The following is a 26,358-nucleotide window of genomic DNA, read 5'->3' on the forward strand; positions in this document are numbered from 1 at the left end:
GTGTTAGAATACCACAATGCATCGATTAATTTTCTCCCTAATTTTGCTCAGCTTGACCTGTGGCAGCTATGCCGCTGAGGTTAATAATCTCTACCACGCTCAGCTAGCCATTGATTCTCGCGACGAACAAAAGCGTAACCAATTGACGCCTGCACTACTCAAACAAGTCATTGTGAAAGTAGTAGGCAATAGCAGCGTAGTTGAAAAAGCGGATTTAACAGCCGTTTTAGATAAAGCGACCACCTTGGTTCAGCAATATGAATACCAGCGCACTAACGTCGTTCAAGCGGATTTAACGCAACCCGATCAACTCGTTCTGAAGCAACGGTTTGACGCGGATGGCGTTAATAAGGCTATACGTGATTTGGGTTTACCGATATGGGGCAGAGTGCGTCCTGATATTTTAGCTTGGGTTGCGCTTCAACAAGATGGTAAACAAACGTTACTTGGCCTGGAAAATAGTGAGACAAAACTTATTCAGCCATTAAACGAAGCCGCGGAGCAGCGTGGTTTACCCATACTTTTACCGTTAATGGATTTACACGATCTTTCACAGGTCAGTTTCGACGCTGTCTGGCAACAAGATGACGCGGTAGTTCAAGCAGCTTCACTGCGATATGGCGCGGATATTTTGTTATTGGCCCAAGTGAATCTGGATAACGGCAATGCGACGATAGAGTGGCAGGCTATGATTGATGGAGATATCAAGCGCTGGCAATCACAGGGACAACTTCCAGATGCATTTAAGCATGGTATCGGAGAGTTAGCTGATGTGCTGGCTAATCGCTTCAGCCAGACCATAGACACAAACCAGGCTGTACAGCGTTTGCAGATGAACATTTCTGATGTCATGGACTATGGTGATTTCACCCGTCTAATGACGTATCTCAGGCAACTTGACTACATCACTGACATTCGTGTGATGAATCTAAACGAACAGAAGCTTGATTTGGATATCGCGTTTAATGGTAATTTACAGGTATTGCAACGCACGTTGGCTGTCGGCCGGATGCTGACAGAAGAAACATCCTTTGACAGCAATGGTGCCAAATCTTACCGGTTGTTGCCTTGAGTCGAAGCGATATCCCCAATCTGATTTCAGTTATGCGAATACTGCTCGTCGCGCCTGTTGTATGGGCATTAGCCACTGAGCAATTTGTATTAGCACTGATATTATTTGCTGTTGCCGGCATTTCTGATGCCTTGGATGGCTTTTTAGCAAAGCATTACCACTGGGAGTCACGGCTTGGCTCAATTTTAGATCCTATTGCAGACAAATTATTGCTAGTTGCCTGTTTTGCTACGCTCACATGGCTAACATTATTGCCGTTATGGCTACTTTGGTTGGTACTGATAAGAGATTTATTGATAGTGAGTGGTGGACTGGCATATCACTATTTTGTAGGACGATTCGATTTAACTCCCTTATGGAGCAGTAAAATCAATACCGCCTTGCAGATTGCATTGGTATTGTTAGTCATTGTACAACAACAGTGGTTTCACGGTGTGTCACAACTGGTCACGGTTGGCATTTGGCTGGTTGCTGCGAGCGTGATTAATAGCGGCACGGAGTATGTTCTGGTCTGGGGAGGACGAGCATGGCGGCAGTTCAAGCAAACAAAATGAGTGATATCAATAAGCTAATTCTGGTTATCGTAGTCATTGTTTCAGGCTGGTTGTTTTATCAACTGTCACCCGTTTTGATGCCTTTCTTTATTGCTGCTTTATTAGCTTATCTGGGTGACCCTTTGGTGGATAAGTTAGAAACCTGGAAGTTATCCCGAACTATATCAGTCACTTTGGTTTTTAGTGTCTTGTTTCTTGTTGTGTCGATAATGCTGTTGGTGTTGCTGCCTTTGTTAAGCGCGCAGGTAGCCAAGTTATTCACCAATTTGCCTGGCTATCTAACAACCTTGCAGAAACTGATAGAGCCTTGGCTGATTTCAGTGGGCTTACCAACGGATGTGCTCAACCTGCAAACCTTGAAGCAGGCACTGAGTAATTACTGGTCGCAAGTAGGAGAAGTAGCCGGAGGCGTGTTCAATTACATGACACGTTCAGGCATGGTGCTGTTGCAGTGGGTCGGCAACCTGGTTCTGATTCCTGTGCTGACATTTTATTTGTTGCGTGACTGGGATGTATTAGTGGCACGTTTCAGAGAATTACTACCGCGCCGATATTCCGGCACCTTTATTCAAATGTCATTAGAGTGTGACGATATGCTGGCTGGTTTTATACGTGGTCAATTGATGGTTATGTTTGCGTTAGCAGTTATTTACACGGTTGGCTTAACGTTGATTGGCTTAGAACTCGCATTGTTACTCGGTGTCATTGCCGGTGTTGTTAGTTTTGTGCCGTATTTAGGTTTGATTGTAGGTATAGTACTGGCTGGTTTGGCTGCATTTTTCCAATTCGGTGAATGGTTACCCGTGTTGTATGTGGCTATTGTTTTTGCTGCTGCGCAAGCGATCGAAGGGATGGTATTGACGCCACGCTTTGTCGGGGAACGCATAGGCCTGCATCCAGTGGCGGTGATTTTTGCTGTCTTGGCCGGTGGTCAACTATTTGGCTTTACGGGCGTTTTATTGGCTTTGCCGGTCGCCGCTGTGGTGATGGTGTTGTTGCGTCATGCACATCAGCGCTATGTTACCAGCCACCTTTATTCATAACTTTTAACACTGATGTCTGTTGCCAAAACACAATTAACGTTGCGCCTGTCGCCACAAGAAATTTATCACTTTGATAATTATCTTTTCGCCAAAACTGAAACCGAAAGGGCTTTGGAGAGCTTCTGTCGACTGGATAATCTTGATTTCCTTTACCTTTACGGCGAGACCGGTACCGGTAAAACACATTTATTGATCGCTTGTGCTGAAAAAGTGCAAAAGCTTGGTTTTAGAGTTATTTACCTCTCATTAGCCGAGTTAATCCAGACCTCTGAGCCTGCCGTTTTACAGTCCCTTGAACAGGCAGATTTATTGTGTTTGGATGATCTGGAAGCCGTTGCTGGCAACAAAGAGTGGGAAGTCGCGTTATTTCATTGTTTCAACCGATTGCATGATGCCAAAGGCAGCCTATTGGTTTCAGCAGAACACAATCCGGCTAACAGCCAGATCCAGTTGCCTGATTTATGCTCACGCTTAGCAACAGGATTGGTGTACCAACTTACTACCATGTCAGACGAACAAAAACAGCAAGCGCTGATTCTGCAATCGCAGAAGCGTGGTCTGACAATGAACGACGATGTTGCTCAATATTTATTACGCCATTATGGCCGCGATATGCCTGCATTGATGTCAGTGTTGCAGCAGCTTGATAAAGCTTCTTTACAGGCAAAACGTAAGCTCACAATTCCTTTTATCAGACAGGTGCTGGCCAGTGGCTAAAACCTCGCTGAGTCTGGTTCTGCCTGACTATGCGGTTTTGTTTGGTAATGAACTGAATCGCGCGATGCTACCTCAACTGATGAAAACGGTTATAGCTAAAGCAGCGTTTACACACGATTCGGCCGGGGCGTATCAGCAGCTATTGCAATTATTTAGTCCTGACGCACCGCACAACGCAGATCTGCCCATGGCGGCGTTACGACAGGGAAGCGTTAATAGTCTTTGTGCGGATCCCTGTTACTTACATCCCGATCGCGATAAATTATTATTGTTTTACCGTGATTTAGACCTTGGTGTTGAGGAAGCAAATGCCTTTGCACACTATCTGCAACCATTATTCGATGAGTTTGGTGGCAGCTTACAGGTTCAAACGGCTGACCAGTGGCTGCTGCAATTAGCAGAGCCTGTTCTGACACAATTCTCAGCCAAAGAAGGATTACACGGTCAAACCGTCACCGACTTTTTACCGACTGGTGATAATACTGAGAACTGGATCAGGCTGTGGAATGAGATTCAAATGCTTTTATTCGAGTGCCCATTAAATCAGGCACGTGAGGCGGCAGGCAAAGTCCCGATTAACAGTCTTTGGTTTTGGGGCAATGGTGTTTTGCCACAAAGCTGGCAATCGTGGTCATTGGTATCCGGACATCACGACACGCTACAAACCTTGGTGTCCTTAAGTCACTCTACCTATCAGCCGGTAATGGAGCATTTTGATAAGGCAAACGACAAGCAACTCCATATTGAGCCGCTCGTTGTAGATAAAGAGTGGCAAACTCAACTCGATGGCTTATCCGCGAACTGGCTAATACCGGCCATCAAAGCCTTGAAAAAATGGCAACTTAAAGAACTCAATCTGATTGTTCCCGAGTGGGGCTGTTATCGGTTGACACCTTTATCAGCTTGGCGATGTTGGTTATGAGTCAGGTTGAAATTAAACAGCGTGATAGTAGTGGTTGGCAGGATTTGCCCGACGCCTGGCCGGATTGTATCCGCCGTATTATGGCGGCGCGCGGTATCAAGCAAGCCGAACAATTATTCTTTGAATTGGCTAATTTGCCACGACCACAGCAGATGCTGGGAATGGACCAGGCCGTTGCTATCATGGTTGAGGCATTGCAAAAGCAATGGAAAGTGACGGTCGTTGCCGATTTCGATAGTGATGGCGCAACCAGTTGTGCTTTAGCTATTCGCGGACTCAGAGCGATGGGCTTACAGCATATTAACTTTATCGTTCCTAACCGCTTTATCCATGGATATGGTTTGACACCAGAGTTACTGGATGACATTCCAAACACGACAGAACAGCCTGATTTATTGCTGACGGTTGATAATGGCATTGCGGCGGTTGCAGGTGTTGAAGCGGCACAACAGCGCGGTATCAAGGTGTTAGTGACCGATCACCATTTAGCTGGGGAAGTGTTACCCACAGCTGACGCTATTGTTAACCCAAACCAGGCCGGTGATGCGTTTCCGTCAAAAAATCTCGCAGGCGTCGGGGTTTGCTTTTACTTGCTACTGGGGCTAAGGCAAGCATTGCGTGAGCAAGACTGGTTTATGCAACAAAACCTGGACGAGCCCAAACTGAGTGACTGGCTGGATATCGTCGCCCTAGGGACGGTTGCCGACGTGGTGCCATTAGATAAACTCAATAGAACCCTCGTAGATATCGGGCTTAAACGTATTCGCAGTGGCAGAGCTTGCGCGGGAATCAGGGCGTTGAGTCAGATTGCTGGGCGAGAGACCGATAAGTTGGTGTCACCTGATTTAGCATTCAGTATTGCGCCGCGATTAAATGCAGCGGGCCGGATGGAAGATATGGGCTTGGGCATTAACCTGCTGCTCACCGATGAATGGCAAGATGCCTTATCAATTGCGGCACAGCTTGACCAGATAAATCTTGAACGCCGTGGTGTAGAACAACAAATGCAGCAAGATGCGTTGACCATGCTGGATAAACTCAGCCTGGAGACGGCTACTGTTGCGCCGGGCTACTGCCTTTACGATCCAGAGTGGCATCAAGGTGTGATTGGATTATTAGCGTCACGTATAAAAGAAAAGATGCACAGGCCTGTGATTGCCTTTGCGCCGGGTAATGAAGGCGAAATAAAAGGTTCTGCCCGTTCTATAGCCGGTATCCATATTCGTGATGTTCTGGCGCGTATTGCTGCACAAAATCCTACTATGCTGCAACGCTTTGGCGGCCATGCGATGGCGGCGGGATTAACACTTAAATTGAACGATTTAGACAACTTTCGCGTTGCTTTTGAAGCCGTTTTAACAGACTCAGTCGATGCTGCCGTCTATCAGCAGCAATTAGCGACAGATGGTGAACTCTCACACCATGAAATAACCCTGCAGTTAGCCGAACAGCTACCGCAGGCAGCGCCTTGGGGACAAGGTTTTGAAGAGCCACGCTTTCATGGTTTATTCGACGTCAAATCCTGGCGTTTGGTTGGTCAAGAAGCGGATCATTTGAGGTTGAGCCTTCAGCTTGGTGATAGTCGCGAAATTACCGCGATGGCATTCAGGCAACAAAAACCGGAGTGGCTGGAGAGGGGGAGCAAAATCCTGATCCGTTATCGTTTAGCCGTCAATGAGTTCCGTGCCACTAAGACCATACAGTTTCTAATAGACGATTTATTACCGCCTCAGACCGCACAAGTTGAGAACTAAAGTTGGTTGCGACGATATTTGAGCGCATAGGCCAGGTGGTTGCTGACTTTAAACCTCGGCCTCAGCAGCAACAAATGAGCGAGTTTATTGCTGCCTCTATGCAAAAAAAAGCGCAACAACGTGTTGCCGTGGTGGAAGCGCCAACCGGTGTTGGAAAAACCTTAGCCTATTTGAGTGGCACCATTGAAGCTGCCATCAACAATAAAAAAGTGTTGGTTATCAGCACGGCGACCGTTAATCTTCAGCAGCAATTAATTCAAAAAGATTTACCTCTGTTCTCTTCAGCTCTGGAGCATCCGATTCGTTTTGTGCAGGTAAAAGGGCGTCGACGCTATGTCTGTCCGAGTAAACTTAGCCAATTAGCCACAGCACCAGAACAGCAAGAACTCGGCATTGATATTGACGATAAATATAAGCGGGTTCTGCATATGGCCCATGCCAAGCAATTATTATCGGAGTGGGATCAAGAACGCTGGGATGGGGACCGAGATAGCCGTAGCGATAAGTTGGAAGCGGAACTCTGGCAGCAAATTTCAACTGACTCCGAGGGGTGTGCAGGAAAAAGCTGTTCATTTTACTTACGCTGCCCGTATTACAAGTTACGTCGTGAAATGCTTAGTGCACAGGTGATTGTGGCCAATCACGATCTCATTTTAAGTGATGCCGACTTGGGCGGGGGATTGGTATTGCCTAATCCTGAAGAAGCATTGTTTGTATTTGATGAAGCGCATAACCTGCCACGTAAAGCATTAGATCACGCTGCCAAAGCGCTTAATTTTGTTCAGCTATATCAAACGACAGAAACAGCGGATAGTGTGCTCAAGAAAATCCCTTCTGCGTTGGCATTTCGACAACATGATTTTGGCTATATGTTGTCAGAACTACGCCGTGATTTACCCGCTGTGATAAGCCACCTTCAGCAATTAGAAATGATTTTACAGAGTGATGGTTTAGTGCAGGATGTGTTAGAAAAACGCATCAGTGAACCGCGGATATTCTGGAATAGTCCCTTGGTTAATGCCTTACTCATACCTTGCCAGAACCTTTTACAGCGTGCCAATAATATCTACAAACATTATTCGGTTCTGGCGAAATGGATTAAAGAGGGACTGGAAAAAACGCAATTATCCAATAAGGTCGGGGAAGCCTTATTACCACAAGTAGGAACGGTTCAAAATATTTTTGGTTATTTGATTGATTTTATGGGGCTGTTTCTAGAGCCTGATCAAGAAGATCGACCACCGAATGTTCGCTGGTTATCGCAAGAACAGTTTGCTAAACAACAAACCCTAGTGATTCATGCCGGGCCTATGACAGCAGCCTATTTCTTGGATCGCAGTTTATGGACACGTGCCTATAGTGTGGTATTAACCTCGGCAACATTACGCGGTATGGGCTTGTTTCATCGTTTCCGAATGGACTGTGGTTTACATCGGTTTTCTGAACAACACTTTCTTGCTGTGCCATCGCCATTTAACTATAGCGATCAGGCAACATTGAATTTGCCGCATATGCAATTTTTGCCAAATGAACAGCAACAACAATGGCGACAAGAAGTCGTCAAACAATTGGCCAGCATTATTGATGTTGATGAAGCGACCTTAGTGTTGTTTACTTCCAGAGAGGTGATGGAAGCGGTCTATCGACAATTGCCACAACGCTTGACTACAAAGATTCTCATTCAAGGTGATACCTTATCACCCAAAAATATGGTGCAAAGACATATTCGGCAGATTGAGGCGGGTAAGGGCAGTATTATCTTTGGTATGGATCGCTTTGCAGAAGGTATCGATCTGCCCGGTAACCTGTGCACGCATGTGATCATTACCAAGTTACCGTTCCCTGTATTCACCCGCCCGATAGAACAAGCCAAACAAGAATGGATCATTCGTAAAGGCGGGCAACCCTTCACAGCTTTATCGCTGCCAGCTGTTAGTGTAAAGCTGATACAGGCTTGTGGTCGTTTACTGCGAAAAGAAACAGATACTGGCCGTATTACTATTTTGGATAGACGCTTATTAAGCAAAGGTTACGGCAAACAACTACTTCAACATTTGCCCGATTATCGCTTACAACAATAGGGTTGAGATACCAAACAGAGAGATCTTCTCGGTTTATTAGGAAGCATTTCCCCCTATCTATGGGAGCTTATGCTGCAAGCAATTCGGCCTTCAGGACTTATCATAGTCGCAGGTGGTAAGACATGGCTCTGCCACATTGCCTAGCCCATTTTGGTTGGCAAAACACACTGAAGGATTAGCTTTATAATGAAAAAATTGACCTTAAGCATTTTTGCTGGCGCTTTATTAGTTTCTGCTCCAACGTTTGCTGATACAGCAGAGAAAAGCTTTGCTCAGCAAATGGATATGCAAAAAACGCAACTGCGTCCACAAGCCTTTAATTTCTTCTCAGATCGCTACCTTCAAACGCATACACAAAAAACAGCCAGCCTGACATTTAAGGCTCAGCTGGATAGCCAGAAAGGCTTATTAAGAACACAAGAGTTTAATCCCATTAGTGATGCGTACATGCAGGTCAAAGCGCGTCAATCTTAATCGTAGCGTTTAAACAAACAAAAAACCCGGCCTTGGCCGGGTTTTTTTTGGGTACTAGATAATTCATTACTCTGAACGGCTAGTGACTTCCAACAGATGATAACCAAACTGTGTTTGTACCGGGCCTTGAACGGTATTCACTGGCGCAGAAAACACAACTTTATCAAACTCTGGCACCATCATGCCGGGGCCAAATTCACCTAAATCGCCGCCACTACGGCCTGACGGGCATGAAGAATGTTCTTTAGCGATGTCGGCAAAATCGGCACCTTGTTCGATTTCACGTTTCAGTTCCAGACAGATTTCTTCACTCTCGACCAGAATATGTCTTGCGGTTGCTTTTGCCATTTCTTTCAATCTCGTTTGCTAAAACTTTTATTATAACAGTTATGTGCTCGCTTTGAGACTGTCGAGCAGGGCTTGTGCAGTTACGACGGAAGATTGTGGGTTTTGCCCCGTGATTACTAAACCGTCTGCACAATAATAAGCCGCCCAGTCATCCGCTTTGGTGTAACAACTTCCTTGCGCCTTTAATGCATCTTCCAACAGGTATGGCACGATATGAGTCAGGCCAACGCCTTCTTCTTCTGTGTTGCTGAAGCCGGTCACCGATTTATTTTTAATGATGGAATCACCATTCGGTGCTTTGACATTTAATAACACAGCAGGCGCATGACAAACCGTCGCTACAGGCTTACCCTGAGCGATGAAGTCTTGGATAAGGTTGATTGAGTAGGGTGAACAGTACAAATCCCATAATGGGCCATGTCCACCGGGATAGAACACCGCATCGTAATCATCAGCTCTGAGTTGTGCCAACGGTAATGTATTGGCTAATTGCTTTTGTGCAGCTGTATCAGTGTCAAAACGATGTGTCGATTCAGTCTGAAAGTCAGCAGCGGTACTTTTAGGATCCAGTGGTGGTTGGCCACCGTTGGGCGAGGCGATGGTAACGTCAATATCGGCATCTTTGAAAACATAAAATGGGGCAGCGAATTCCTCAAGCCAGAATCCCGTTTTTTCTCCAGTCGTTCCTAACCGATCATGTGATGTCAGTACCATTAAAATGTGCATGAAACCTCCTATAGCTGTGGTAAATGACTAGTGACATTGTATTGTTGACAGTTCATCATGCGTATTTACTTCACGTTATAAGAAAGAGAGAGAAAACAATGAAAATAGAAACCTTATGTCTGCACGAGGGGTATGAGACGGATCCTGTTACCAAATCATGCGCGGTTCCTATTTATCAAACAGTAGCCTATGAATTTGATAATGCGCAGCATGGTGCTGACTTGTTTAATCTGGATGTACCGGGAAATATCTATTCACGCATTATGAACCCAACCTGGGATGTGCTTGAAAAGCGTGTTGCAGCATTAGAGGGAGGCCTCGCGGCATTAGCCGTTTCTGCCGGTAGTGCTGCGATTCACTATGCCATTTTGACCATTGCTGAGGCTGGCGACAATATTGTCACAACGCCACAATTATACGGTGGCACTTACACCTTATTTGCTCATATGCTGCCTAAACTGGGTATTGAGGTGCGCTTTGCTGCAACTGACCAACCAGAAGCAATGGCGAGTCTGATTGATGACAATACCAAAGCCGTGTTTTGTGAAACCATAGGCAATCCAGCCGGTAATATCATTGATATTGAAGCCGTTGCACAACTTGCTCACGCACAGGGTGTGCCATTGATTGTTGATAACACGGTTGCCACGCCGGCTCTGCTAAGGCCTATCGATTACGGGGCAGACATTGTCGTGCATTCACTGACTAAGTACATGGGCGGTCATGGCACAACACTGGGCGGTATTATTGTTGATTCAGGTAAATTCCCCTGGACTCAACACAAAGCGAAATTCCCTATGTTGAATGAGCCGGAAGCGGCCTATCATGGCGTTGTTTATACGGAGCAGTTTGGCGAAGCGGCTTTCATAGCAAGGGCAAGAACAGTACCGCTGCGTAACACCGGCTCTGCCTTATCGCCGATGAATGCATTCATGTTATTACAAGGTATTGAAACCTTACCGTTACGAATGGAACGTCATTGTGAAAACGCTGCTGCGGTTGCCGAGTTTTTATCGCAACATGACAAGGTTGAATGGGTTAATTATGCCGGCCTGGAAACTGACAAGTATCATCGGTTGGCACAAAAATACTTTGATGGTAAACCGTCATCATTACTGACTTTCGGCATTAAAGGTGGATTTGAAGCTGGCGTTAAATTTTACGATGCGCTGAACATGATCAAACGCTTGGTTAACATTGGTGATACAAAAACCTTAGCTTGTCATCCAGCTTCGACGACTCACCGTCAGCTTGAACCCCACGAATTAAAAACAGCAGGTGTAACGCCAGAAATGTTGCGACTTTGTGTGGGAATAGAACATATCGATGACATCTTGGCCGACATTAGCCAAGCATTTGAGGCCGTTAAATAAACTTGCCGTATTGTAAAAATTGAATTGTTTGATGACAAACCTGCCGGTTACGCATGATGAAAGGATGGCTGACCGGCAGAATCAAATGTGCAGACATGCCCGCTAATTTGGTCGACTCAACACTGACTTTACCATCATTCGGTTTGGGTAATAACGTTGATAAATAGTAGTTAATGGAGCGACTACCCGCGATGATACCAAGCTCAAAGTTAGCGTCAGGAAGATGATGAGGGATACCTGATGCATCCGTCCCGAGTTGCTGACCTGCAGGGCCATTAAACCAGTGAAACAACGGCCAATGTTTCATCCTGTCGACCACTTCAGAGCCTTGATTGGGTGGCGCCAACATAACCACTCTGCCAAGTTTAGGTATCTCATGCTGACTCAGGTAATAGCGTAAAAGTATTCCTCCTAATGAATGGGTAACAAAGTGGACTTTGTCGCAGTTTGGTATACGCTCGATAAGCTGATCAAACACCTTTTCTGAGAGCATTTCAATCGACAGTTTCTGCGATGGATAGGAGCAATTATCAACGCTGAATCCCGAACGAATTAAGGTTCTGGATAGGTAGTTCATACTGCGCGATGATCTGGCCAGTCCATGTAGCAAAATAACGTGTTGTTTCATTGGCAGAATAACGGTGATGAGTCCATCACAAGATTACTACTGAACAGTCTGTTTTATAAGCCCATCTCTGAAAGGTTCGGATAGTCATCAGGGCGCGGGCCGGCAGGCCAGTCAAGTTTTCGATCAGCTTCTTTGATTGGCATATCATTGATACTGGCATAGCGCGTTTGCATCAGGCCGTTTTCATCAAACTCCCAGTTTTCATTTCCATAAGAGCGAAACCAGTTGCCAGCATCGTCACGCCATTCATAAGCAAACCTGACAGCAATCCGGTTCGCGTTAAAGGCCCAAAGCTCTTTTACCAGTCGGTAGTCATTTTCGCGTTGCCACTTTTTCGTTAAAAACGTTTTTATTTGTTCACGACCATGTGGAAATTCATCACGATTTCGCCAACGACTATTGATGGTATAGGCCAAGGCGACTTTTTCGGGATCTTTTGTATTCCAGGCATTTTCCGCCATGCGGACTTTTTGTTTTGCACTGGCCTCATCAAAAGGAGGAAAGGGCGGCTTGGTTTCAATAGTCATAGCGGATCTCTGCATTAGGTAGAACATATTGTCTACTCATGGTAGACAGATCGGTATACCCATATCAAGATGACCATGAGAAGAGTACGGAATAGAGATGAACAAACGACAGCAACTTATCGAGCAAGCCTTTCAGCTGTTTTATCAGCAGGGTATTCATGCCGTGGGAATAAACCAGATAGTGAGGCAAGCAAAGGTCGCTAAGAAGACCTTGTATTCACACTTTGAAAGTAAAGATGCTTTGATAGAAGCAGTGTTAGCCTATCGTGATGAACGATTTTTGGTGTGGCTAGACAAGAGAATGACGTCAGTAGAACCAGGCAAACCTGCCTTACTCGTCATGTTTGATGCTTTAGATGATTGGTTTAATAACCGTGTTCCCACGTTGGCAAACTTCCATGGCTGTTTTTTTATTAACACCTGCTCTGAATATGGAAATCCTGAATCAACTATCTATCAACTTTGCCAACGGCATAAACTACGTGTGCGTGAGTTGATTATGTCTCACGTAAAACAACTACAGCTAAATGAAGATGTGAATGTGCTGACCGATCGGCTTGTGCTATTGAAGGAGGGGGCGATTGTCACGGCACAGGTGCAAGCTGATAAGGCTGCTGCAAAAAAAGCGAAACTTATCGCCGAACAATTATTACCTGATGCCTCGTTAGTCTGAAATCAGCAAGGTAATGTCTTCGAACGTGACTTCATCGCCGGCGACAATCTTACGACGTTTGCGTGTTTCGGCTTCACCATTGACTGCCACTAAGCCTTGTTCGATTAACATTTTTGCTTCGGCACCACTTGATGCAATACCCTCAAATTTGAGAATTTTGTATAACTCTACGGGGCTCGTTGTTAACTCGACTTCTACGGTTTGACTCATACTGTTACCTTAAATAAAAGTTTAATAATAGCTGTGAATTATGACATTTCTAAGAAGTTGCACACAAAGCGAAAGGCTTTCGTCGTTTAATTCATAATACGCTTCTCAGCAATAAACTATGTGCATAGTCTCACTTGCTTTGGCATTACTCATGTATAGTTTATGAGTCAAAATCAGTGACGAGTGCAGACTATGAAATACTTGGTTAAGTTAGTCCAACTGGGAATCGTGCTGGTAATTTTATATCCGATTTATTATGTCTGGGATACTGATCGCATTGATAATTTCTGTGAAGGTATCAAGCCAGCTATGTCAGTAGAAGCGCTTAATGCTCTGGCAGAGCGACATGGACTGACATTGAATGCCCCAGAAGATCTAACGTCCGCAGGTGGGTTATGGATCACCTCAGTGGAGTCACATGCATCATTTAGTGGCTATGCTTGTGTGATAAAAGGTGCTGCTAACAGAGTGGCAGTAGCACAAGTCATCAAGACGGAATAAAAAAAGACCCCGCTTAAGCGGGGTCACGTTTTTTTAAGCACCGATATAGTTAATCAATATACCTGCGGCGACTGCCGAGCCGATAACACCGGCGACATTCGGTCCCATCGCATGCATTAGCAGGAAGTTATGCGGGTCAGATTCGAGTCCCATCTTATTGGATACCCTTGCTGCCATAGGTACTGCAGAAACACCTGCTGAGCCAATAAGTGGGTTAATCGGTTCCTTGATCAGTTTGTTCAAGATTTTTGCCATCAATACGCCACACGCTGTACCAATTGCAAATGCTCCCATACCTAATACAAGAATACCTAAGGTCTGAAGATCCAAAAACTTGTCTGCACTAAGTTTAGAACCGACTGCCAAACCCAGGAAGATAGTAACGGTGTTGATTAAAGAATTTTGAGTGGTGTTGCTTAAGCGATCAACTACCGCACATTCTTTCATCAAATTACCAAAACAGAACATACCCAACAGCGGAGCGGCATCAGGGAGCAGGAAAGCAACCAGAATCAACAGCAATAATGGGAAAACAATTTTCTCACGCTGTGATACATGGCGTTGTTGGACCATTTTAATTTTACGTTCTGATTCTGATGTCAGTGCACGCATGATAGGTGGCTGAATCAGCGGTACCAATGCCATGTAAGAGTAGGATGCTACCGCAATTGCACCTAATAAATCAGGAGCTAGTTTACTCGCTACGTAAATCGATGTTGGGCCATCAGCACCACCGATGATACCGATAGCGGCAGCATCAGACAGACTAAAGTCAAAAATACCGTAGTAAGACAGCACCACCGCGCCCATCAGCGTGGCAAAGATACCAAACTGGGCGGCAGCACCTAAAAACAAGGTTTTAGGGTTAGCCAGCAGGGGACCGAAGTCGGTCATCGCGCCCACACCCATAAAGATGATGAGGGGGAAAGCACCACTTTCAATACCGACAGTATAGAAAATATGTAAGATACCACCCGCTTCAGCCAAGCCTGCACCGGGAATATTCGCCAGCACACCACCAAAGCCAATCGGAACTAACAAGAGGGGCTCAAAGTTCTTTTTGATAGCAAGGTACAACAGAAGCATACCGATCAGGATCATAACGCCTTGCCCCGGCGTTATCTGATGAATACCGGTCGCTTCCCAGAGATGAATCAGTTTATCCATGAATTAAATCCTTAACTTAAGCGATAGTGGCGAGTTGGTCGCCGACTTTGACGGCATCGCCCTGTTTAACAGAAATCGATGCCACGGTGCCTGATTTTGATGCGACGATCTGGGTTTCCATTTTCATCGCTTCTAAAATCAGCAGCGTATCGCCTTCATTAACTTGTTGACCGACTGCAACCTGAATTTTCCAGATATTGCCAGACAATGGTGCGGTAACGGGTTCACCATCTCCGCTAGGTGCTGGTGATGCCGCGGGAGTGTTGTTGCTTGTCTCAACGTGGCTGATATCACCACCTTCGTTAACCTGTACAACATAACTCTGACCATTCACTTTAATGGTGTATGTTTCTTCATCAGCATCGCTAGCCTGATTAGAAGAGGATGTCGCTGCGGCTTGAGCCGTTGGCACAGGTTCAAACGCATCTGGATTGTCACGGTTTTGCAGGAATTTCAAGCCGATTTGTGGGAACAGGGCATAGGTCAGCACATCATCAACCTGGTGCTCACCTTCTGCCAATTCAAAACCTTCTTTATCGGCTTCTTGAAGTAATTCAGTTGTGAGTTTATCCATTTCTGGTTCCAGCAAATCAGCTGGACGACAGGTAATTGCTTCACCACCTTCTAACACACGATCTTGCAGTTCTTTGTTGTAAGGTGCTGGGGCAGAACCGTATTCACCTTTCAACACACCTGCGGTTTCAGCGGTAACCGTTTTATAACGCTCGCCGGTCATGACGTTGATAACGGCCTGTGTACCAACAATTTGTGATGTGGGTGTAACCAGGGGAATAAAGCCTAAATCTTCACGAACACGTGGAATTTCTTTCAGCACTTCATCCATGCGGTCCAGGGCATTTTGTTCACGCAGTTGGCTTTCCATATTGGTCAACATGCCGCCCGGCACTTGTGCCACCAGAATTCGAGAATCAACGCCGCGCAATGAGCCTTCGAACGCGGCATATTTTTTACGTACTTCACGGAAATACGCGGCGACTTCTTCTAACAGTTCAATATTTAAGCCAGTATCACGGTCTGTGTCTTCAAAGATCGACACAACAGATTCAGTTGCTGAGTGACCATAGGTCATCGACATCGATGAAATCGCCGAGTCAACATTATCAATGCCCGCCTCAACACACTTCATAATGGTCGCTGTCGACAAACCAGTGGTGGCGTGTGACTGCATATGTATTGGAATATCAATAGCTTGCTTAAGACTTTGAACTAGCTCGTAGGCTACGTAAGGCTTAAGTAAACCAGCCATATCCTTGATGGCGAGGGAATGAGCACCCATGTCCTCAATTCGTTTTGCCATATCAACCCAGGATTGCAGATTGTGGACAGGGCTCAACGTGTAGGCAATGGTGCCTTGTGCATGGCGATCATTTTCCAGAACGGCTTTAATTGCAGTTTCCAGATTGCGTGGGTCATTCATTGCGTCGAATACGCGGAATACATCGACACCATTGATAGCTGCACGCTCAACAAACTTTCTGACAACATCATCGGCATAATGACGGTAGCCAAGCAGGTTTTGACCACGTAGTAACATCTGTTGACGTGTGTTGGGCATAGCGGCTTTCAAGCTTCGAATACGATGCCAGGGATCTTCACCCAGATAACGAATACAAGCATCAAACGTGGCACCACCCCAGCTTTCAACAGACCAGAAACCTATTTGATCCAGTTTGTCAGCGATAGGCAGCATGTCATCAAGACGTAGCCTGGTGGCGAAAAGGGATTGATGGGCATCACGCAGAACGACGTCTGTGATCCCTAGGGCTTTTTTTGCTTCGGTCATGTTAATGGCCTTGATTGGTTTTACAGAAATACCGGTCAGACAATGACAGGTTATTTATGACGTGAACGAAATTTATGTACAGCAGCCGACAAAATCGTGATTAGATTTTTGTCATCATTGGCGTGCTGTTTAGCACTCATTGCCTGACTGATAACGGCTGTGGGAGCAGGGATACCTTCTTCTGGCAGTACGCCAACATTTTTCTCATAGCTCGTGATAATTTTCGACATGAATGTGGTGATGATTACCAACAGCGTCAAAAATACAAATACGAATCCCATGCCCACCAGCATCAGATTCAAGCCTTCAGTCATTAGATTAGATGCAGTCATCTATCCGGCCTCCTCAGATGAAACGCATAAGTCATAAAATCAATGACTTATCCCAAAACAGCCGCAGATTATACCATTGTTAGTGGCTTAAAGTGCCATCAGACTGTCTTCATGCAGCGATACGATGCTGACAATTCTGCTGTGAAACAAGTCACAATTAGCACTATTGCTGATACAGACTTATCCATGAGCTTTCTGTCACGGACAATTTTTTGTCTGATGTGCGGAAAATCTGCCAAGCTTGTCATCATTATTACTTTGCAATGATAGGAAGCCTTATGACGCCGGACGAATCTGATTTTTGGTTTTTACCCCTAGGCGGAACCGGCGAGATAGGTATGAACCTTAACCTTTACGGTCATAATGGCCGCTGGTTAATGGTCGATTGTGGTGTGACCTTTGAGTCAGGTACCGATGTCGATGGTGAGCCGATTTTGGGCGCACGTGCGCATGTGCAGATGGCCGATCCACAATTTATTACTGATCGTAAAGATCAGTTGGATGGCTTGATCATTACTCATGCCCATGAAGACCATATCGGGGCGGTTCCTTATCTTTGGGAAAGGTTTCAATGTCCCATTTACACAACAGCATATACGGCTGAAATCTTAAGACGAAAACTACAAGAGGCGGGGCTGACTGAAAAAGTCCCCGTGCATGTAGTGGATGCCGATACCGAGCTGGATGTAGGCGTGTTTCATCTTCAATGGGTACGATTAACGCACTCAATTCCTGAACCATTCGGTCTTGTTATTTCAACGCCAGCAGGGCGAGTGTTTCATACTGCCGACTGGAAATTGGATGCTGCGCCGGTGTTGGGTGAGCGTTATCAGGCGCAAGACTATCAAGCCTTAGCTGAACTCGATATTGATGCCATGGTGTGTGACTCAACTAATGCTGATGTTCCGGGCTGGTCTGCTTCCGAGGCATCACTCTATAAAGGCCTGAAGCATCACGTAGAACAGGCAAGTGGACGAGTTGTCGTGACCTGTTTTGGCAGTAATATTGCGAGACTGAGAACCATTGCCGACATCGCGCAGGAAACAGGTCGTCATCTTGGCTTATTAGGTCGTTCGCTGATCAATACTTACACCGCTGCGAAACGCACAGGCTTTTGGAGCAGCGTCGAAACCTTTGTTGATCCGCACCATTTGGGGTATTTACCCAAACAGACGGTGTTATTGGTTGCCACAGGCAGTCAAGGCGAGCCGCGAACAGCACTAAATAGACTAAGTCATAACAGCTTTCGTGATATGCAATTGGAACCGGGCGATACCGTCATCTTTAGCTCCAAGGTGATTCCGGGCAATGAGGCCGCTATTGAGTCGTTGATAGAGCGACTCAAAGCCATGCAAATAGATGTGATTACGGTCGATAATAGTCGAATGCCGATTCATGCCTCGGGTCACCCTGCGATGGAAGAGTTGAAAGCGATGTATGAATGGGTCAAACCGCGTTGCTCGATACCTGTTCATGGCGAGTTTCATCACCTACGTGCTAATGCCCGTGTAGCAAAGTCAGTTGGTATTTCTGAACAGCTAGAAGGTAAAAACGGCGATATGTATTTCATTGCACCTGTTAGGGGGATAAGACGCGGGGCGGTAAAGACAGGAAGACTGGGAATAATCAATAACAAGTTGAAAAAGTTGTTTTAATTAACAACTTTAGTTTTATATGGTAAGTTACTGTAATGATTGATGAACCAAGAGAGTTTATTCGTCACCCGAGTGCCATTCCCATTCACTTTACACTGGGGCAAAGACAAGCAACGCGAACAGCCAGAGACGTCTGTTCTGGCGGACTGTGTTTTCACTCTGCCGAGGCTGTTGCTGTGGGTGAAACTATTGAAATAGAAATAGCCAGTTGTAAGCCGACATTTACTGCACAAGGCGTTGTTCGCTGGTGTGAGCCAGAACACGATGCGTTTTTGGTTGGTGTCGCGTTCACAGAGAAATCCGTTCGCTTTGCCGTGCGTATGGTAGAACAACTCTGTTATATCGAAGACTATCGTCAAAAAAAACAAGCAGAAACAGGGCAATCAATAAGTAGCCAGCAAGCGGCGCTGCAATGGATTAAAAACCATGCAGCCACATTTCCTGATAACGATTGACCTAGGCTTTAGCTTCGAACCGAGTGCCTCGTCTATCTGAGGAGACGCGACGTTCTACAACCGGTTTTTTGTTGCGTTTGCGACGTTCAGGTGGCTGTTTACGACGATCTTGTTCACCAGTAGATTGTGGCTTATCAGTGATGGGGCGAGCGGGAGCGACCTGTGACGGCGTATTAACCAGAATCATATTGTGATGATATAGACGGGGTATTTCGTTCATCGCTCTTTACTCGCTTTATGCTTAATAAAGCTATCGGCTTGATTTTGATGAACTTTAGCGGTTTATTTTCAGGCCATTTTTAACGATCTAAAAAGTCGCCACTGATAATACGGTTTTCCTCAGACACCGGATGAGCGTAAATATACGCCCACGCCAGCTGTGACTTATTTTCAGAAAGATAGACTGTTACACGCTTACGCTGATATTCGTGGGGTGTTGGAAATGCAGCACTGCATTCTTCGTAGTCATCAAGTTGTGCTAAAACATGATTCAAGTTGCTAAGTTGATATAACTCACCATATACACGTTCATGCGCGTGCTTAGATTCCACAACGCCCGGGTAATGATGAATTTGATACAGTTTACCTATGATCCAAGCCCGAGAAATCAGCTTACAGTGTGGTAACAATAAGCGATGCATCGGGTTTTCACTGGCTTTCATTAAGGTGCCATAGACAAAAAGGTAATCGGTTTTCATTATATAATTAACTTTATATATATCGTTTAATATTATGAATTATAATAATTTATAGGTAATTAATGAGCAAGAAAATAACAGTCGGTTTGGCACTCGGTAGTGGCGCAGCACGGGGTTGGGCACACATCGGAATTATTCAACGGCTGCACCAATTAGGCATTCAACCCGATATTGTTTGTGGCACTTCAATCGGTGCGCTCGTTGGTGCCGCTTACACTGCTGGCAATATCGATAAACTGGAGAGTTGGGTCAGGCAGCTCGATAAGTTACAGACCGCGCGTTATTTCAGCATTAATAGCTCCTTCAAAGGTTTCGTCAATAAAGAACGGCTGCGCACATTTTTGGATGAACATGTGGTCGCTACAGAGACCATGATAGAGGATATGGATAAGCCCTTTGCCAGTGTGGCAACCGATCTCCATACTGGCAGAGAAATTTGGAATACCAGTGGCAGCATGATGGATGCAGTATGGTCTTCCATCTCGTTACCGGGCTTGTTCCCAGCGATAAAGCATCATAATCGTTGGCTCATTGATGGTGGTTTGGTTAACCCCGTTCCCGTTTCGCTGTGTCGTGCATTAGGCGCGGATGTGGTGATAGCGGTAAACCTTAATAGCGATATCATCGGCAAACACTTGCAACTCGATAATGCGATAAAACAAAGTGACGCGCAAAGTAGTGACGCACCAGCGGGGATCACTGGACGAATCAGCAATATGATTGCTGATTACACCACCAACTTATTTACAAAAAAAAGTACAGAAGATACGGCGCCGGATTTACTGGATGCCATCGCTGCTTCTATCAACATCACACAAGATCGTATTACTCGAAGCCGTATGGCAGGTGATCCACCCGAAATCACCTTGTCGCCTCGATTGTCTAGCATTGGTTTATTAGAGTTTTACCGCGCCAAAGAAGCAATAGAAGAGGGAACCGCGAGTGTCGACAGACACAAGCGGGATTTTAAGTATTGTTTGGGCGTTGATTTAGATGACTAATTTTTTCAAGGCGAAAAATGTCAGTGCTTTTATAGGTTATGGGACTGATTAGATTACTGTGATGGCGTTATCTGATATCTGGACAACGCCAATTGGGTCGTTCTTCAAAATACGCTTTGAGGAAATCAATTAATAGTCTGACCCGGCGTGAAAGAAATCGTGTTTGTGGATAGACAGCATAAACACCAATCTCCGTATGAATCAGGCTTTGTTCGAGAACTGGCATTAATAATCCCTTCGAAATAGCGTCTGAGCAGATAAAGTCAGGCGAGAGAATTAAGCCTTTACCTTCTATGGCGGCATCATGCAGAAATTGGCCATTATTGGCGGTTAATACCGCAGGCAGGTTTACAGACAGCGTATCACCGTTATGGCCTGTCAGTTGCCAACTGCTGCTGACATGGGTGTACTGCAGTTTCACGTGGCCATAAAGTAAGTCTTCTGCTGTTTGTGGCGTGCCATGCTCTGCGAAATACCCCGGACTCCCACAAATAAGCAAGCGCGTTGAGGTGAGTTTACGAGCAATCAAACTGGAATCAGTCAGGTTGCTAACACGAATTGCCAAATCAACCCCTTCGGCGACTAAATCTTGTTGACGATCATTAAAATCAATATCAAACCGAATATCGGGGTGTTGTTGGTTAAAAATTCGAAGCGCTGGGCTAAGGTGCATTAAACCAAAGGTAATCGGCACCGCCAGGCGAATCCGTCCGGATAAAGCAGATTGTTCATCACTGAGCGCCGTTTCTACCTCATAAATATCATCCAGAATACGCACACAATGCTGGTAATAGTCGCGACCGGCACCCGTTAATGTTTGCTTACGTGTTGTGCGCTTGAGCAAGCTTGTGGCCAAGCGTTTTTCCAGATCTGTCAGTCGCTTACTGACGGCAGATTTGACCGTGTTCATTTGCTCTGCTGCACGGGTAATGCTGCCTGCTTCTACAATCCGCACAAAGGTTTGCATCTCTTCAAGTTGACCCATCACTGTTCTCAATAAATAAACAATAAGTTCATTGTTACACTGTTTAATGAAAATATGGAAACGATAAACTGAACGACATCAACAACAAATGAGGGCTTAGAAAATGAACAACACGATTTTACATATCAACTCCAGTGGTCGTCTTTCAGGTTCAGTCACGCGTGATATCTCAACCCAATTAGTGACGCAGCTACAGCAACAGCAAGGGACGACTCCGGTTCAACGTGACTTGGCGGAAGGTATCCCGTTTATCGATGAAAACTGGATCACTGCAAACTTTACTGATCCAGAACAACGGACAGAAGCCCAACAAACCGCACTTGGGTTTTCTGATGAACTTATAGCAGAATTACAGCAGGCCAGCCATGTCGTCATTGCAGCACCGATTTATAACTTCAGTGTGCCAGCGGTGTTAAAAGCATGGATTGATCAGGTGGCACGCGCCAGAGTGACCTTCCGTTATACCGAAAACGGTCCGGAAGGTTTATTAAAAGGCAAAAAAGCGTATTTGGTTATTGCTTCAGGTGGCGTGCCGTTGGGCAGCGATGTTGATTTCGTATCGCCTTACTTACGACAAGTAATGAGCTTTTTGGGTATTGATGACGTCACCGTGATCAATGCCAATGAATTGGGACAAGCCGCCAATGAGGCTGAAGTCGTCGAAAAACTCTCAGCCATAGCCGAAAATAGTTAGGAGACACGCATCATGAGCACACGAGAATTACGACAAATCGTTAATGGCGAACAAGTATCAGATGGTGCGGGTGTTCAATTAAAACGCATCATTGGTTCACCACAAATTAATATGTTGGATCCCTTTCTATTATTTGATGCTTTTGGTTCAGATAAGCCACAAGAGTATTTGGCAGGGTTCCCACCGCATCCGCACCGTGGTTTTGAAACGGTCACCTACATGCTCGCAGGCAAAATGCGCCATGAAGATAACGTGGGGAATAAAGGCGTTATCGAAACTGGCGGCGTGCAATGGATGACGGCAGGAAAGGGGATTGTTCACTCTGAAATGCCTGAGCAGGAAGAAGGTTTGTTGGCTGGCTTTCAACTTTGGGTCAATTTACCGGCTGATCAAAAACTTTCAGATCCAAAGTATCAGGAGCATCCGGCAGCGGCGATACCGGTGGAAACTCGTGAGAATGGCACGACCATAAAAGTGGTGGCAGGGGAGACTGACGAGGGAACGCGCGGGATTATTGATAATCCCTATGTGCGCCCACTCTATCTGCATATTGCGTTACCTGCAGCTACAACGTTTAGCCAGCATGTGCCGGGTACCGATAACAGTTTTATTTACGTTATCAGTGGTCAATTAAGTCTAGGAGATAAGCAGCGCCCATTAAAAGCGGGGCAATTGGGCGTATTGGAAGCCGGATCAGAGGTTAAGGTAGCAGCCGAACCAGACAGCGAGTTCCTGCTTGTTTCCGGGCAACCCTTAAATGAACCCGTTGCACGTGGTGGCCCTTTTGTGATGAACACTCGTGAACAGGTTGAGCAGGCTTTTGCTGATTATCGTGAAGGCCGCTTTGGATAAAACGAACTGGGTGAGGCTAGAGCTTCACCCGTTTCAGTCTCAATGCATTGGCGATGACAGATACCGAACTCAAGCTCATCGCAGCAGCGGCAATCATCGGTGACAATAACAAACCGAAAAACGGATACAACACACCGGCAGCCACGGGCACGCCCAGTGAATTATAAATAAACGCAAAAAACAGATTTTGTCGAATATTGCCCATGGTGGCACGACTCAATTTCAATGCCTTTTGAATACCCCGTAAATCACCTTTCACGAGAGTGATACCTGCACTCTCCATCGCTACATCAGTGCCGCTACCCATGGCGATACCAATATCCGCCTGTGCCAGAGATGGCGCGTCGTTAATACCATCACCGGCCATTGCCACTTTCTTACCTTGTGACTGCAATGCCTTAATCACCTGAGTTTTCTGCTCAGGCAACATATCTGATTGCACCTCATCAATGCCCAATTGGTTTGCTACCGCATTAGCCGTGATGTGGTTATCACCGGTCAGCATAACAATGGTGATGCCTTCTTGATGTAATGCAGTAATGGCTTGTTTGGTGGATGCTTTAATCGGATCGGCTACGCCAATCAAGCCAGCCGCATGATTATCAATTGCGACTAAGATTACTGTCTGACCTTGTTCACGCAATGTTTCTGCACGCTGTTGTAATGAGGAAACATCAATCTCTAAACGAGAAAATAAGGCATTGTTGCCAAGCACGATCGGATGATTATCAACGTCACCCTGAATACCTTGTCCGGTAACAGAATCAAACTGTGTTATCTGACTCAGTGACAAACCTTTGTCGTTTGCCCCCTGAACAATAGCGGAAGCTAAAGGATGTTCACTTCCTTGCTCCAGACTGGCTACTAATCTCAGTAATTCATCGCTGTCAATATCAGTCACAGATTCAACGGAAACCAGTTTAGGTTTACCTTCGGTTAAGGTGCCGGTTTTATCTACCACTAAGGTATCGATATGTTGCATCGCTTCCAGCGCTTCTGCATTTTTGATTAACACGCCTGCGGCTGCCCCACGACCTGTGCCGACCATAATCGACATGGGAGTGGCTAAACCCAGCGCACAGGGGCAAGCAATAATCAGTACCGCGACCGCATTAATAATCGCGTAGGCGAGTTGCGGCTCTGGCCCCAAAATGAACCAACTGATGAAGGTCAGTAGCGAGACGATGATAACTGTCGGCACAAAATAAGCAGCCACTTTATCAACCAGCTTTTGAATGGGGGCTCGTGAGCGTTGAGCCTCGGCCACCATCTGGACAATTTGTGCCAGCAAGGTGTGCTGACCGACCTTGTCGGCCTGCATGAGCAAAGTGCCTGTGCCATTGACCGTAGCACCAATCAAGGTATCGTCAGCTTGCTTACTGATAGGGATCGCTTCCCCGGTCACCATCGATTCATCGACGCTGCTGCTACCTTCTAACACGGTGCCATCAACAGGGATTTTTTCACCCGGGCGCACACGCAATTTATCACCCACCTTCACGTTATCGAGTGGGATATCGTTTTCATGGCCACAATCGGTCACTTTACGCGCTGTTTTGGGTGCTAAACCTAATAAAAGTTTGATAGCTGCGTTAGTTTGGCTTCGTGCTTTGAGTTCAAGTACCTGCCCTAATAAAACCAATACCGTAATCACGGCTGCCGCTTCAAAATACACGGCAACGCTGCCATCATCATGTCGCATGGTGCTGGGGAAAATAGTTGGGAACAGCAACGCGACCACACTGTATAACCACGCCACACTGACGCCCAGCCCGATTAAGGTGAACATATTCAGGTTCAGGGTTTTAACCGATTGCACTGCACGGACAAGAAACGGCCAACCAGCCCAGAAAACAACGGGCGTTGCCAGCACAAACTCAACCCAATACCAGCGTTGATGTGACAGGGGCGAGGGGAAAAGTGTTGGCGCCATATCCAACAACATCGCAATAACAAATACCGGCAAAGCGAGAAGAGTACCTAGCCAAAACCGCCGTGACATATCGACAAGTTCAGTATTATCTGTTTCAGCTACAACGCTGACCGCTTCCAGTGCCATGCCGCATTTCGGGCAATCGCCCGGTTCATCTTCCACAACGTCAGGGTGCATGGGGCAGGTGTATTGGGTCGTTGTCGAAATAAGTTGAGGCGATTCCGGTTCTAATGCCATACCGCATTTTGGGCAAGAACCTGGTCCTTGCTGACGAACCCCTTCACACATAGGACAAATATAATCGCCAGTCGCGGATGTGTTTGTCGAAGCGTTCGACGGTTTTGGGGTATGCCCACAGCAGCTTTCAGAGGCTTTATCCGATGTTACATACCGCGTCGGCTCGGCTTTAAAGTTGTTCATACAATGCTGTGAACAAAACACGAAGTCCTCATGCTCGTGCTGCGCATGGTAAATCGCTGTATCTGCATCGACATTCATTCCACAAACGGGATCCGTAGCCATACACGCCTCGTAATAATTATGGTTATCCAGATAAATAGCACAGAGCATGAAAAAGTTCTATGACGAACTACATGCGACTCAAATGATTTAAGATAACGATAAAGTACGTACCACAGTACGGAGTCAAGACAAATATGCAAACAAAGAACTTAACAATCGGGCAATTCGCCAAAGCAGTAGGCGTCGGCGTTGAAACAGTGCGTTATTATCAGCGCCAGGGACTGTTAGCTGTTCCTCAGCAAACGCAGGGCATAAGGCGTTATGCGGAACCTGATATTCGCCAACTGCGTTTTATTAAAAACGCCCAAAAAGCCGGATTTACCCTAAAAGAAATAAAAGAACTGATCGCACTCGATGCCAGCGCTGACCATGAACGTGCGTATGACATTGCTTCCGAGCGATTAAAAGCCTTGGATGAGCATATTGCGGAACTGCAAGAAGCCCGAAATCAGCTCAACTCACTGGCTAATGAGTGCGCCAGTAAACGCCAAGGGCAATGCTGTGCGATTTTAGCGGCGTTTGAAGCATAGTTGTCTTAAAGATAGCTTCCTCTCCGAAGCCAAATAATTGGCAAAAGTTTATTGATGCTGAAAATTGTGAAATACTTCACGTTCATAAAAGACACGAGTGATGCTTTTTCGGCTGAAAGATAAGCTC

29 protein-coding genes are annotated in these 26,358 nt (G+C 45.9%); 17 read left to right on the plus strand and 12 right to left on the minus strand.

The window, feature by feature from the left end:
* Positions 1-16 precede the first annotated feature (16 nt).
* The 8 genes from MDMS009_RS14315 (at position 17) to MDMS009_RS14350 (ending at position 8,617) form a co-directional block, all read left to right on the plus strand.
* Positions 17-1,072 carry a DUF2066 domain-containing protein gene (locus tag MDMS009_RS14315; protein ID WP_008292125.1) on the plus strand — a complete coding sequence of 352 codons (1,056 nt, stop codon included), beginning with the start codon at positions 17-19 and terminating at the stop codon, positions 1,070-1,072.
* Complete coding sequence (locus MDMS009_RS14320; RefSeq protein WP_081443641.1) at positions 1,069-1,626, plus strand: CDP-alcohol phosphatidyltransferase family protein; 558 nt, start codon at positions 1,069-1,071, stop codon at positions 1,624-1,626. Before MDMS009_RS14315 ends, MDMS009_RS14320 begins: the two co-directional genes overlap by 4 nt.
* Entirely contained in the window at positions 1,599-2,669 is a 1,071-nt protein-coding gene (locus MDMS009_RS14325; protein WP_008292127.1) for an AI-2E family transporter, read from the plus strand. Before MDMS009_RS14320 ends, MDMS009_RS14325 begins: the two co-directional genes overlap by 28 nt.
* 12 nt (positions 2,670-2,681) lie before the next feature.
* Positions 2,682-3,386, plus strand: coding sequence for a DnaA regulatory inactivator Hda (hda, locus tag MDMS009_RS14330; protein WP_008292154.1), 705 nt, complete (start codon positions 2,682-2,684; stop codon positions 3,384-3,386).
* On the plus strand, positions 3,379-4,308 hold the full coding sequence (locus tag MDMS009_RS15940) for a hypothetical protein (protein WP_008292091.1): 930 nt from the start codon (positions 3,379-3,381) through the stop codon (positions 4,306-4,308). Before hda ends, MDMS009_RS15940 begins: the two co-directional genes overlap by 8 nt.
* A complete protein-coding gene (recJ, locus tag MDMS009_RS14340) occupies positions 4,296-6,062 on the plus strand; it encodes a single-stranded-DNA-specific exonuclease RecJ (protein ID WP_237700539.1) in 1,767 nt (588 codons plus the stop codon). Before MDMS009_RS15940 ends, recJ begins: the two co-directional genes overlap by 13 nt.
* Positions 6,063-6,064: 2 nt before the next feature.
* Positions 6,065-8,143: an ATP-dependent DNA helicase DinG gene (gene dinG, locus MDMS009_RS14345; RefSeq protein ID WP_008292066.1), complete on the plus strand. Its 2,079-nt coding sequence runs from the start codon at positions 6,065-6,067 to the stop codon at positions 8,141-8,143.
* A 186-nt stretch (positions 8,144-8,329) separates the two neighbouring features.
* Positions 8,330-8,617, plus strand: a complete 288-nt coding sequence (locus tag MDMS009_RS14350) for a hypothetical protein (protein ID WP_008292124.1) — start codon at positions 8,330-8,332, stop codon at positions 8,615-8,617.
* A 66-nt stretch (positions 8,618-8,683) separates the two neighbouring features.
* On the opposite strand, the gene MDMS009_RS14355 is transcribed toward MDMS009_RS14350, so the two are convergent.
* Together MDMS009_RS14355 and MDMS009_RS14360 are read right to left on the minus strand one after the other, a co-directional pair.
* On the minus strand, positions 8,684-8,965 hold the full coding sequence (locus tag MDMS009_RS14355) for a peptidylprolyl isomerase (protein ID WP_008292134.1): 282 nt from the start codon (positions 8,963-8,965) through the stop codon (positions 8,684-8,686).
* A 39-nt stretch (positions 8,966-9,004) separates the two neighbouring features.
* The gene (locus tag MDMS009_RS14360) at positions 9,005-9,691 is read right to left on the minus strand and encodes a type 1 glutamine amidotransferase domain-containing protein (RefSeq protein WP_043888398.1); all 687 of its coding nucleotides are present in this window, start codon (positions 9,689-9,691) and stop codon (positions 9,005-9,007) included.
* 98 nt (positions 9,692-9,789) lie between these two features.
* Here MDMS009_RS14360 and MDMS009_RS14365 point away from each other — a divergent pair, with 98 nt between their 5' ends.
* Entirely contained in the window at positions 9,790-11,064 is a 1,275-nt protein-coding gene (locus MDMS009_RS14365; RefSeq protein WP_008292085.1) for an O-acetylhomoserine aminocarboxypropyltransferase/cysteine synthase family protein, read from the plus strand.
* Here the strand turns inward: MDMS009_RS14365 and MDMS009_RS14370 are convergent.
* Positions 11,057-11,692 carry an esterase/lipase family protein gene (locus tag MDMS009_RS14370; protein ID WP_008292260.1) on the minus strand — a complete coding sequence of 212 codons (636 nt, stop codon included), beginning with the start codon at positions 11,690-11,692 and terminating at the stop codon, positions 11,057-11,059. The genes MDMS009_RS14365 and MDMS009_RS14370 overlap by 8 nt on opposite strands.
* 53 nt (positions 11,693-11,745) lie before the next feature.
* On the minus strand, positions 11,746-12,219 hold the full coding sequence (locus MDMS009_RS14375; protein ID WP_008292214.1) for a nuclear transport factor 2 family protein: 474 nt from the start codon (positions 12,217-12,219) through the stop codon (positions 11,746-11,748).
* Positions 12,220-12,316: 97 nt separating this feature from the next.
* Between MDMS009_RS14375 and MDMS009_RS14380 the strand changes: the two genes are divergently transcribed.
* A complete protein-coding gene (locus MDMS009_RS14380) occupies positions 12,317-12,892 on the plus strand; it encodes a TetR/AcrR family transcriptional regulator (protein WP_008292159.1) in 576 nt (191 codons plus the stop codon).
* Here MDMS009_RS14380 and MDMS009_RS14385 read toward each other — a convergent pair.
* Positions 12,884-13,102, minus strand: coding sequence for an RNA-binding S4 domain-containing protein (locus MDMS009_RS14385; protein ID WP_036314861.1), 219 nt, complete (start codon positions 13,100-13,102; stop codon positions 12,884-12,886). The two genes, MDMS009_RS14380 and MDMS009_RS14385, sit on opposite strands and share 9 nt — an antisense overlap.
* A gap of 192 nt (positions 13,103-13,294) precedes the next feature.
* Between MDMS009_RS14385 and MDMS009_RS14390 the strand changes: the two genes are divergently transcribed.
* Complete coding sequence (locus MDMS009_RS14390; protein ID WP_008292165.1) at positions 13,295-13,603, plus strand: hypothetical protein; 309 nt, start codon at positions 13,295-13,297, stop codon at positions 13,601-13,603.
* A 33-nt stretch (positions 13,604-13,636) separates the two neighbouring features.
* Here MDMS009_RS14390 and MDMS009_RS14395 read toward each other — a convergent pair whose 3' ends face one another.
* Genes MDMS009_RS14395 through MDMS009_RS14405 form a run of 3 tightly spaced genes read right to left on the minus strand, consistent with a single transcriptional unit; the run spans position 13,637 to position 16,906 of the window.
* Positions 13,637-14,770, minus strand: coding sequence for a sodium ion-translocating decarboxylase subunit beta (locus MDMS009_RS14395; RefSeq protein ID WP_008292269.1), 1,134 nt, complete (start codon positions 14,768-14,770; stop codon positions 13,637-13,639).
* Positions 14,771-14,786: 16 nt separating this feature from the next.
* A complete protein-coding gene (gene oadA, locus MDMS009_RS14400) occupies positions 14,787-16,574 on the minus strand; it encodes a sodium-extruding oxaloacetate decarboxylase subunit alpha (protein WP_008292175.1) in 1,788 nt (595 codons plus the stop codon).
* 50 nt (positions 16,575-16,624) lie between these two features.
* Positions 16,625-16,906: an OadG family protein gene (locus MDMS009_RS14405; RefSeq protein ID WP_036314870.1), complete on the minus strand. Its 282-nt coding sequence runs from the start codon at positions 16,904-16,906 to the stop codon at positions 16,625-16,627.
* 278 nt (positions 16,907-17,184) lie between these two features.
* Between MDMS009_RS14405 and MDMS009_RS14410 the strand changes: the two genes are divergently transcribed.
* Positions 17,185-18,561, plus strand: coding sequence for a ribonuclease J (locus MDMS009_RS14410; protein ID WP_008292137.1), 1,377 nt, complete (start codon positions 17,185-17,187; stop codon positions 18,559-18,561).
* 35 nt (positions 18,562-18,596) lie between these two features.
* A complete protein-coding gene (locus tag MDMS009_RS14415; RefSeq protein WP_008292247.1) occupies positions 18,597-19,016 on the plus strand; it encodes a PilZ domain-containing protein in 420 nt (139 codons plus the stop codon).
* Between the two features lies 1 nt (position 19,017).
* On the opposite strand, the gene MDMS009_RS14420 is transcribed toward MDMS009_RS14415, so the two are convergent.
* Positions 19,018-19,236, minus strand: coding sequence for a hypothetical protein (locus MDMS009_RS14420; RefSeq protein ID WP_237700540.1), 219 nt, complete (start codon positions 19,234-19,236; stop codon positions 19,018-19,020).
* Positions 19,237-19,315: 79 nt separating this feature from the next.
* The gene (locus MDMS009_RS14425) at positions 19,316-19,714 is read right to left on the minus strand and encodes a gamma-glutamylcyclotransferase family protein (RefSeq protein WP_008292280.1); all 399 of its coding nucleotides are present in this window, start codon (positions 19,712-19,714) and stop codon (positions 19,316-19,318) included.
* A 62-nt stretch (positions 19,715-19,776) separates the two neighbouring features.
* Here MDMS009_RS14425 and MDMS009_RS14430 point away from each other — a divergent pair, with 62 nt between their 5' ends.
* Complete coding sequence (locus tag MDMS009_RS14430; protein ID WP_008292081.1) at positions 19,777-20,715, plus strand: patatin-like phospholipase family protein; 939 nt, start codon at positions 19,777-19,779, stop codon at positions 20,713-20,715.
* Between the two features lie 67 nt (positions 20,716-20,782).
* Here the strand turns inward: MDMS009_RS14430 and MDMS009_RS14435 are convergent, their stop codons facing one another.
* Positions 20,783-21,700 carry a LysR family transcriptional regulator gene (locus MDMS009_RS14435; RefSeq protein ID WP_008292059.1) on the minus strand — a complete coding sequence of 306 codons (918 nt, stop codon included), beginning with the start codon at positions 21,698-21,700 and terminating at the stop codon, positions 20,783-20,785.
* Between the two features lie 103 nt (positions 21,701-21,803).
* Between MDMS009_RS14435 and MDMS009_RS14440 the strand changes: the two genes are divergently transcribed.
* A complete protein-coding gene (locus tag MDMS009_RS14440; protein ID WP_008292119.1) occupies positions 21,804-22,394 on the plus strand; it encodes an FMN-dependent NADH-azoreductase in 591 nt (196 codons plus the stop codon).
* A gap of 12 nt (positions 22,395-22,406) precedes the next feature.
* Positions 22,407-23,246, plus strand: coding sequence for a pirin family protein (locus MDMS009_RS14445; RefSeq protein WP_008292202.1), 840 nt, complete (start codon positions 22,407-22,409; stop codon positions 23,244-23,246).
* 16 nt (positions 23,247-23,262) lie between these two features.
* Here MDMS009_RS14445 and MDMS009_RS14450 read toward each other — a convergent pair whose 3' ends face one another.
* A complete protein-coding gene (locus MDMS009_RS14450) occupies positions 23,263-25,701 on the minus strand; it encodes a heavy metal translocating P-type ATPase (RefSeq protein WP_043888438.1) in 2,439 nt (812 codons plus the stop codon).
* 134 nt (positions 25,702-25,835) lie between these two features.
* Here MDMS009_RS14450 and MDMS009_RS14455 point away from each other — a divergent pair, with 134 nt between their 5' ends.
* Positions 25,836-26,231 carry a MerR family transcriptional regulator gene (locus tag MDMS009_RS14455; RefSeq protein ID WP_008292241.1) on the plus strand — a complete coding sequence of 132 codons (396 nt, stop codon included), beginning with the start codon at positions 25,836-25,838 and terminating at the stop codon, positions 26,229-26,231.
* Positions 26,232-26,358: the final 127 nt, after the last annotated feature.

It is taken from the genome of Methylophaga thiooxydans DMS010, from assembly GCF_000156355.1.
GTDB classification, from domain to species: domain Bacteria; phylum Pseudomonadota; class Gammaproteobacteria; order Nitrosococcales; family Methylophagaceae; genus Methylophaga; species Methylophaga thiooxydans.

Excerpts from the sequence above, each read along its gene's own strand:
- MDMS009_RS14365 (WP_008292085.1), top strand. The coding sequence starts at position 9,790 with ATGAAAATAGAAACCTTATGTCTGCACGAGGGGTATGAGACGGATCCT.
- MDMS009_RS14425 (WP_008292280.1), bottom strand. The coding sequence starts at position 19,714 with ATGAAAACCGATTACCTTTTTGTCTATGGCACCTTAATGAAAGCCAGT.
- MDMS009_RS14405 (WP_036314870.1), bottom strand. The coding sequence starts at position 16,906 with ATGACTGCATCTAATCTAATGACTGAAGGCTTGAATCTGATGCTGGTG.
- MDMS009_RS14370 (WP_008292260.1), bottom strand. The coding sequence starts at position 11,692 with ATGAAACAACACGTTATTTTGCTACATGGACTGGCCAGATCATCGCGC.
- MDMS009_RS14430 (WP_008292081.1), top strand. The coding sequence starts at position 19,777 with ATGAGCAAGAAAATAACAGTCGGTTTGGCACTCGGTAGTGGCGCAGCA.
- MDMS009_RS14390 (WP_008292165.1), top strand. The coding sequence starts at position 13,295 with ATGAAATACTTGGTTAAGTTAGTCCAACTGGGAATCGTGCTGGTAATT.
- MDMS009_RS14450 (WP_043888438.1), bottom strand. The coding sequence starts at position 25,701 with ATGGCTACGGATCCCGTTTGTGGAATGAATGTCGATGCAGATACAGCG.
- MDMS009_RS14410 (WP_008292137.1), top strand. The coding sequence starts at position 17,185 with ATGACGCCGGACGAATCTGATTTTTGGTTTTTACCCCTAGGCGGAACC.
- MDMS009_RS14415 (WP_008292247.1), top strand. The coding sequence starts at position 18,597 with ATGATTGATGAACCAAGAGAGTTTATTCGTCACCCGAGTGCCATTCCC.
- recJ (WP_237700539.1), top strand. The coding sequence starts at position 4,296 with ATGTTGGTTATGAGTCAGGTTGAAATTAAACAGCGTGATAGTAGTGGT.
- oadA (WP_008292175.1), bottom strand. The coding sequence starts at position 16,574 with ATGACCGAAGCAAAAAAAGCCCTAGGGATCACAGACGTCGTTCTGCGT.
- MDMS009_RS14440 (WP_008292119.1), top strand. The coding sequence starts at position 21,804 with ATGAACAACACGATTTTACATATCAACTCCAGTGGTCGTCTTTCAGGT.
- MDMS009_RS14435 (WP_008292059.1), bottom strand. The coding sequence starts at position 21,700 with ATGGGTCAACTTGAAGAGATGCAAACCTTTGTGCGGATTGTAGAAGCA.
- MDMS009_RS14350 (WP_008292124.1), top strand. The coding sequence starts at position 8,330 with ATGAAAAAATTGACCTTAAGCATTTTTGCTGGCGCTTTATTAGTTTCT.
- MDMS009_RS14325 (WP_008292127.1), top strand. The coding sequence starts at position 1,599 with ATGGCGGCAGTTCAAGCAAACAAAATGAGTGATATCAATAAGCTAATT.
- MDMS009_RS14445 (WP_008292202.1), top strand. The coding sequence starts at position 22,407 with ATGAGCACACGAGAATTACGACAAATCGTTAATGGCGAACAAGTATCA.
- MDMS009_RS14375 (WP_008292214.1), bottom strand. The coding sequence starts at position 12,219 with ATGACTATTGAAACCAAGCCGCCCTTTCCTCCTTTTGATGAGGCCAGT.
- MDMS009_RS14355 (WP_008292134.1), bottom strand. The coding sequence starts at position 8,965 with ATGGCAAAAGCAACCGCAAGACATATTCTGGTCGAGAGTGAAGAAATC.
- MDMS009_RS14420 (WP_237700540.1), bottom strand. The coding sequence starts at position 19,236 with ATGAACGAAATACCCCGTCTATATCATCACAATATGATTCTGGTTAAT.
- MDMS009_RS14315 (WP_008292125.1), top strand. The coding sequence starts at position 17 with ATGCATCGATTAATTTTCTCCCTAATTTTGCTCAGCTTGACCTGTGGC.
- MDMS009_RS14360 (WP_043888398.1), bottom strand. The coding sequence starts at position 9,691 with ATGCACATTTTAATGGTACTGACATCACATGATCGGTTAGGAACGACT.
- MDMS009_RS14395 (WP_008292269.1), bottom strand. The coding sequence starts at position 14,770 with ATGGATAAACTGATTCATCTCTGGGAAGCGACCGGTATTCATCAGATA.
- hda (WP_008292154.1), top strand. The coding sequence starts at position 2,682 with ATGTCTGTTGCCAAAACACAATTAACGTTGCGCCTGTCGCCACAAGAA.
- MDMS009_RS14380 (WP_008292159.1), top strand. The coding sequence starts at position 12,317 with ATGAACAAACGACAGCAACTTATCGAGCAAGCCTTTCAGCTGTTTTAT.
- MDMS009_RS14455 (WP_008292241.1), top strand. The coding sequence starts at position 25,836 with ATGCAAACAAAGAACTTAACAATCGGGCAATTCGCCAAAGCAGTAGGC.
- MDMS009_RS14385 (WP_036314861.1), bottom strand. The coding sequence starts at position 13,102 with ATGAGTCAAACCGTAGAAGTCGAGTTAACAACGAGCCCCGTAGAGTTA.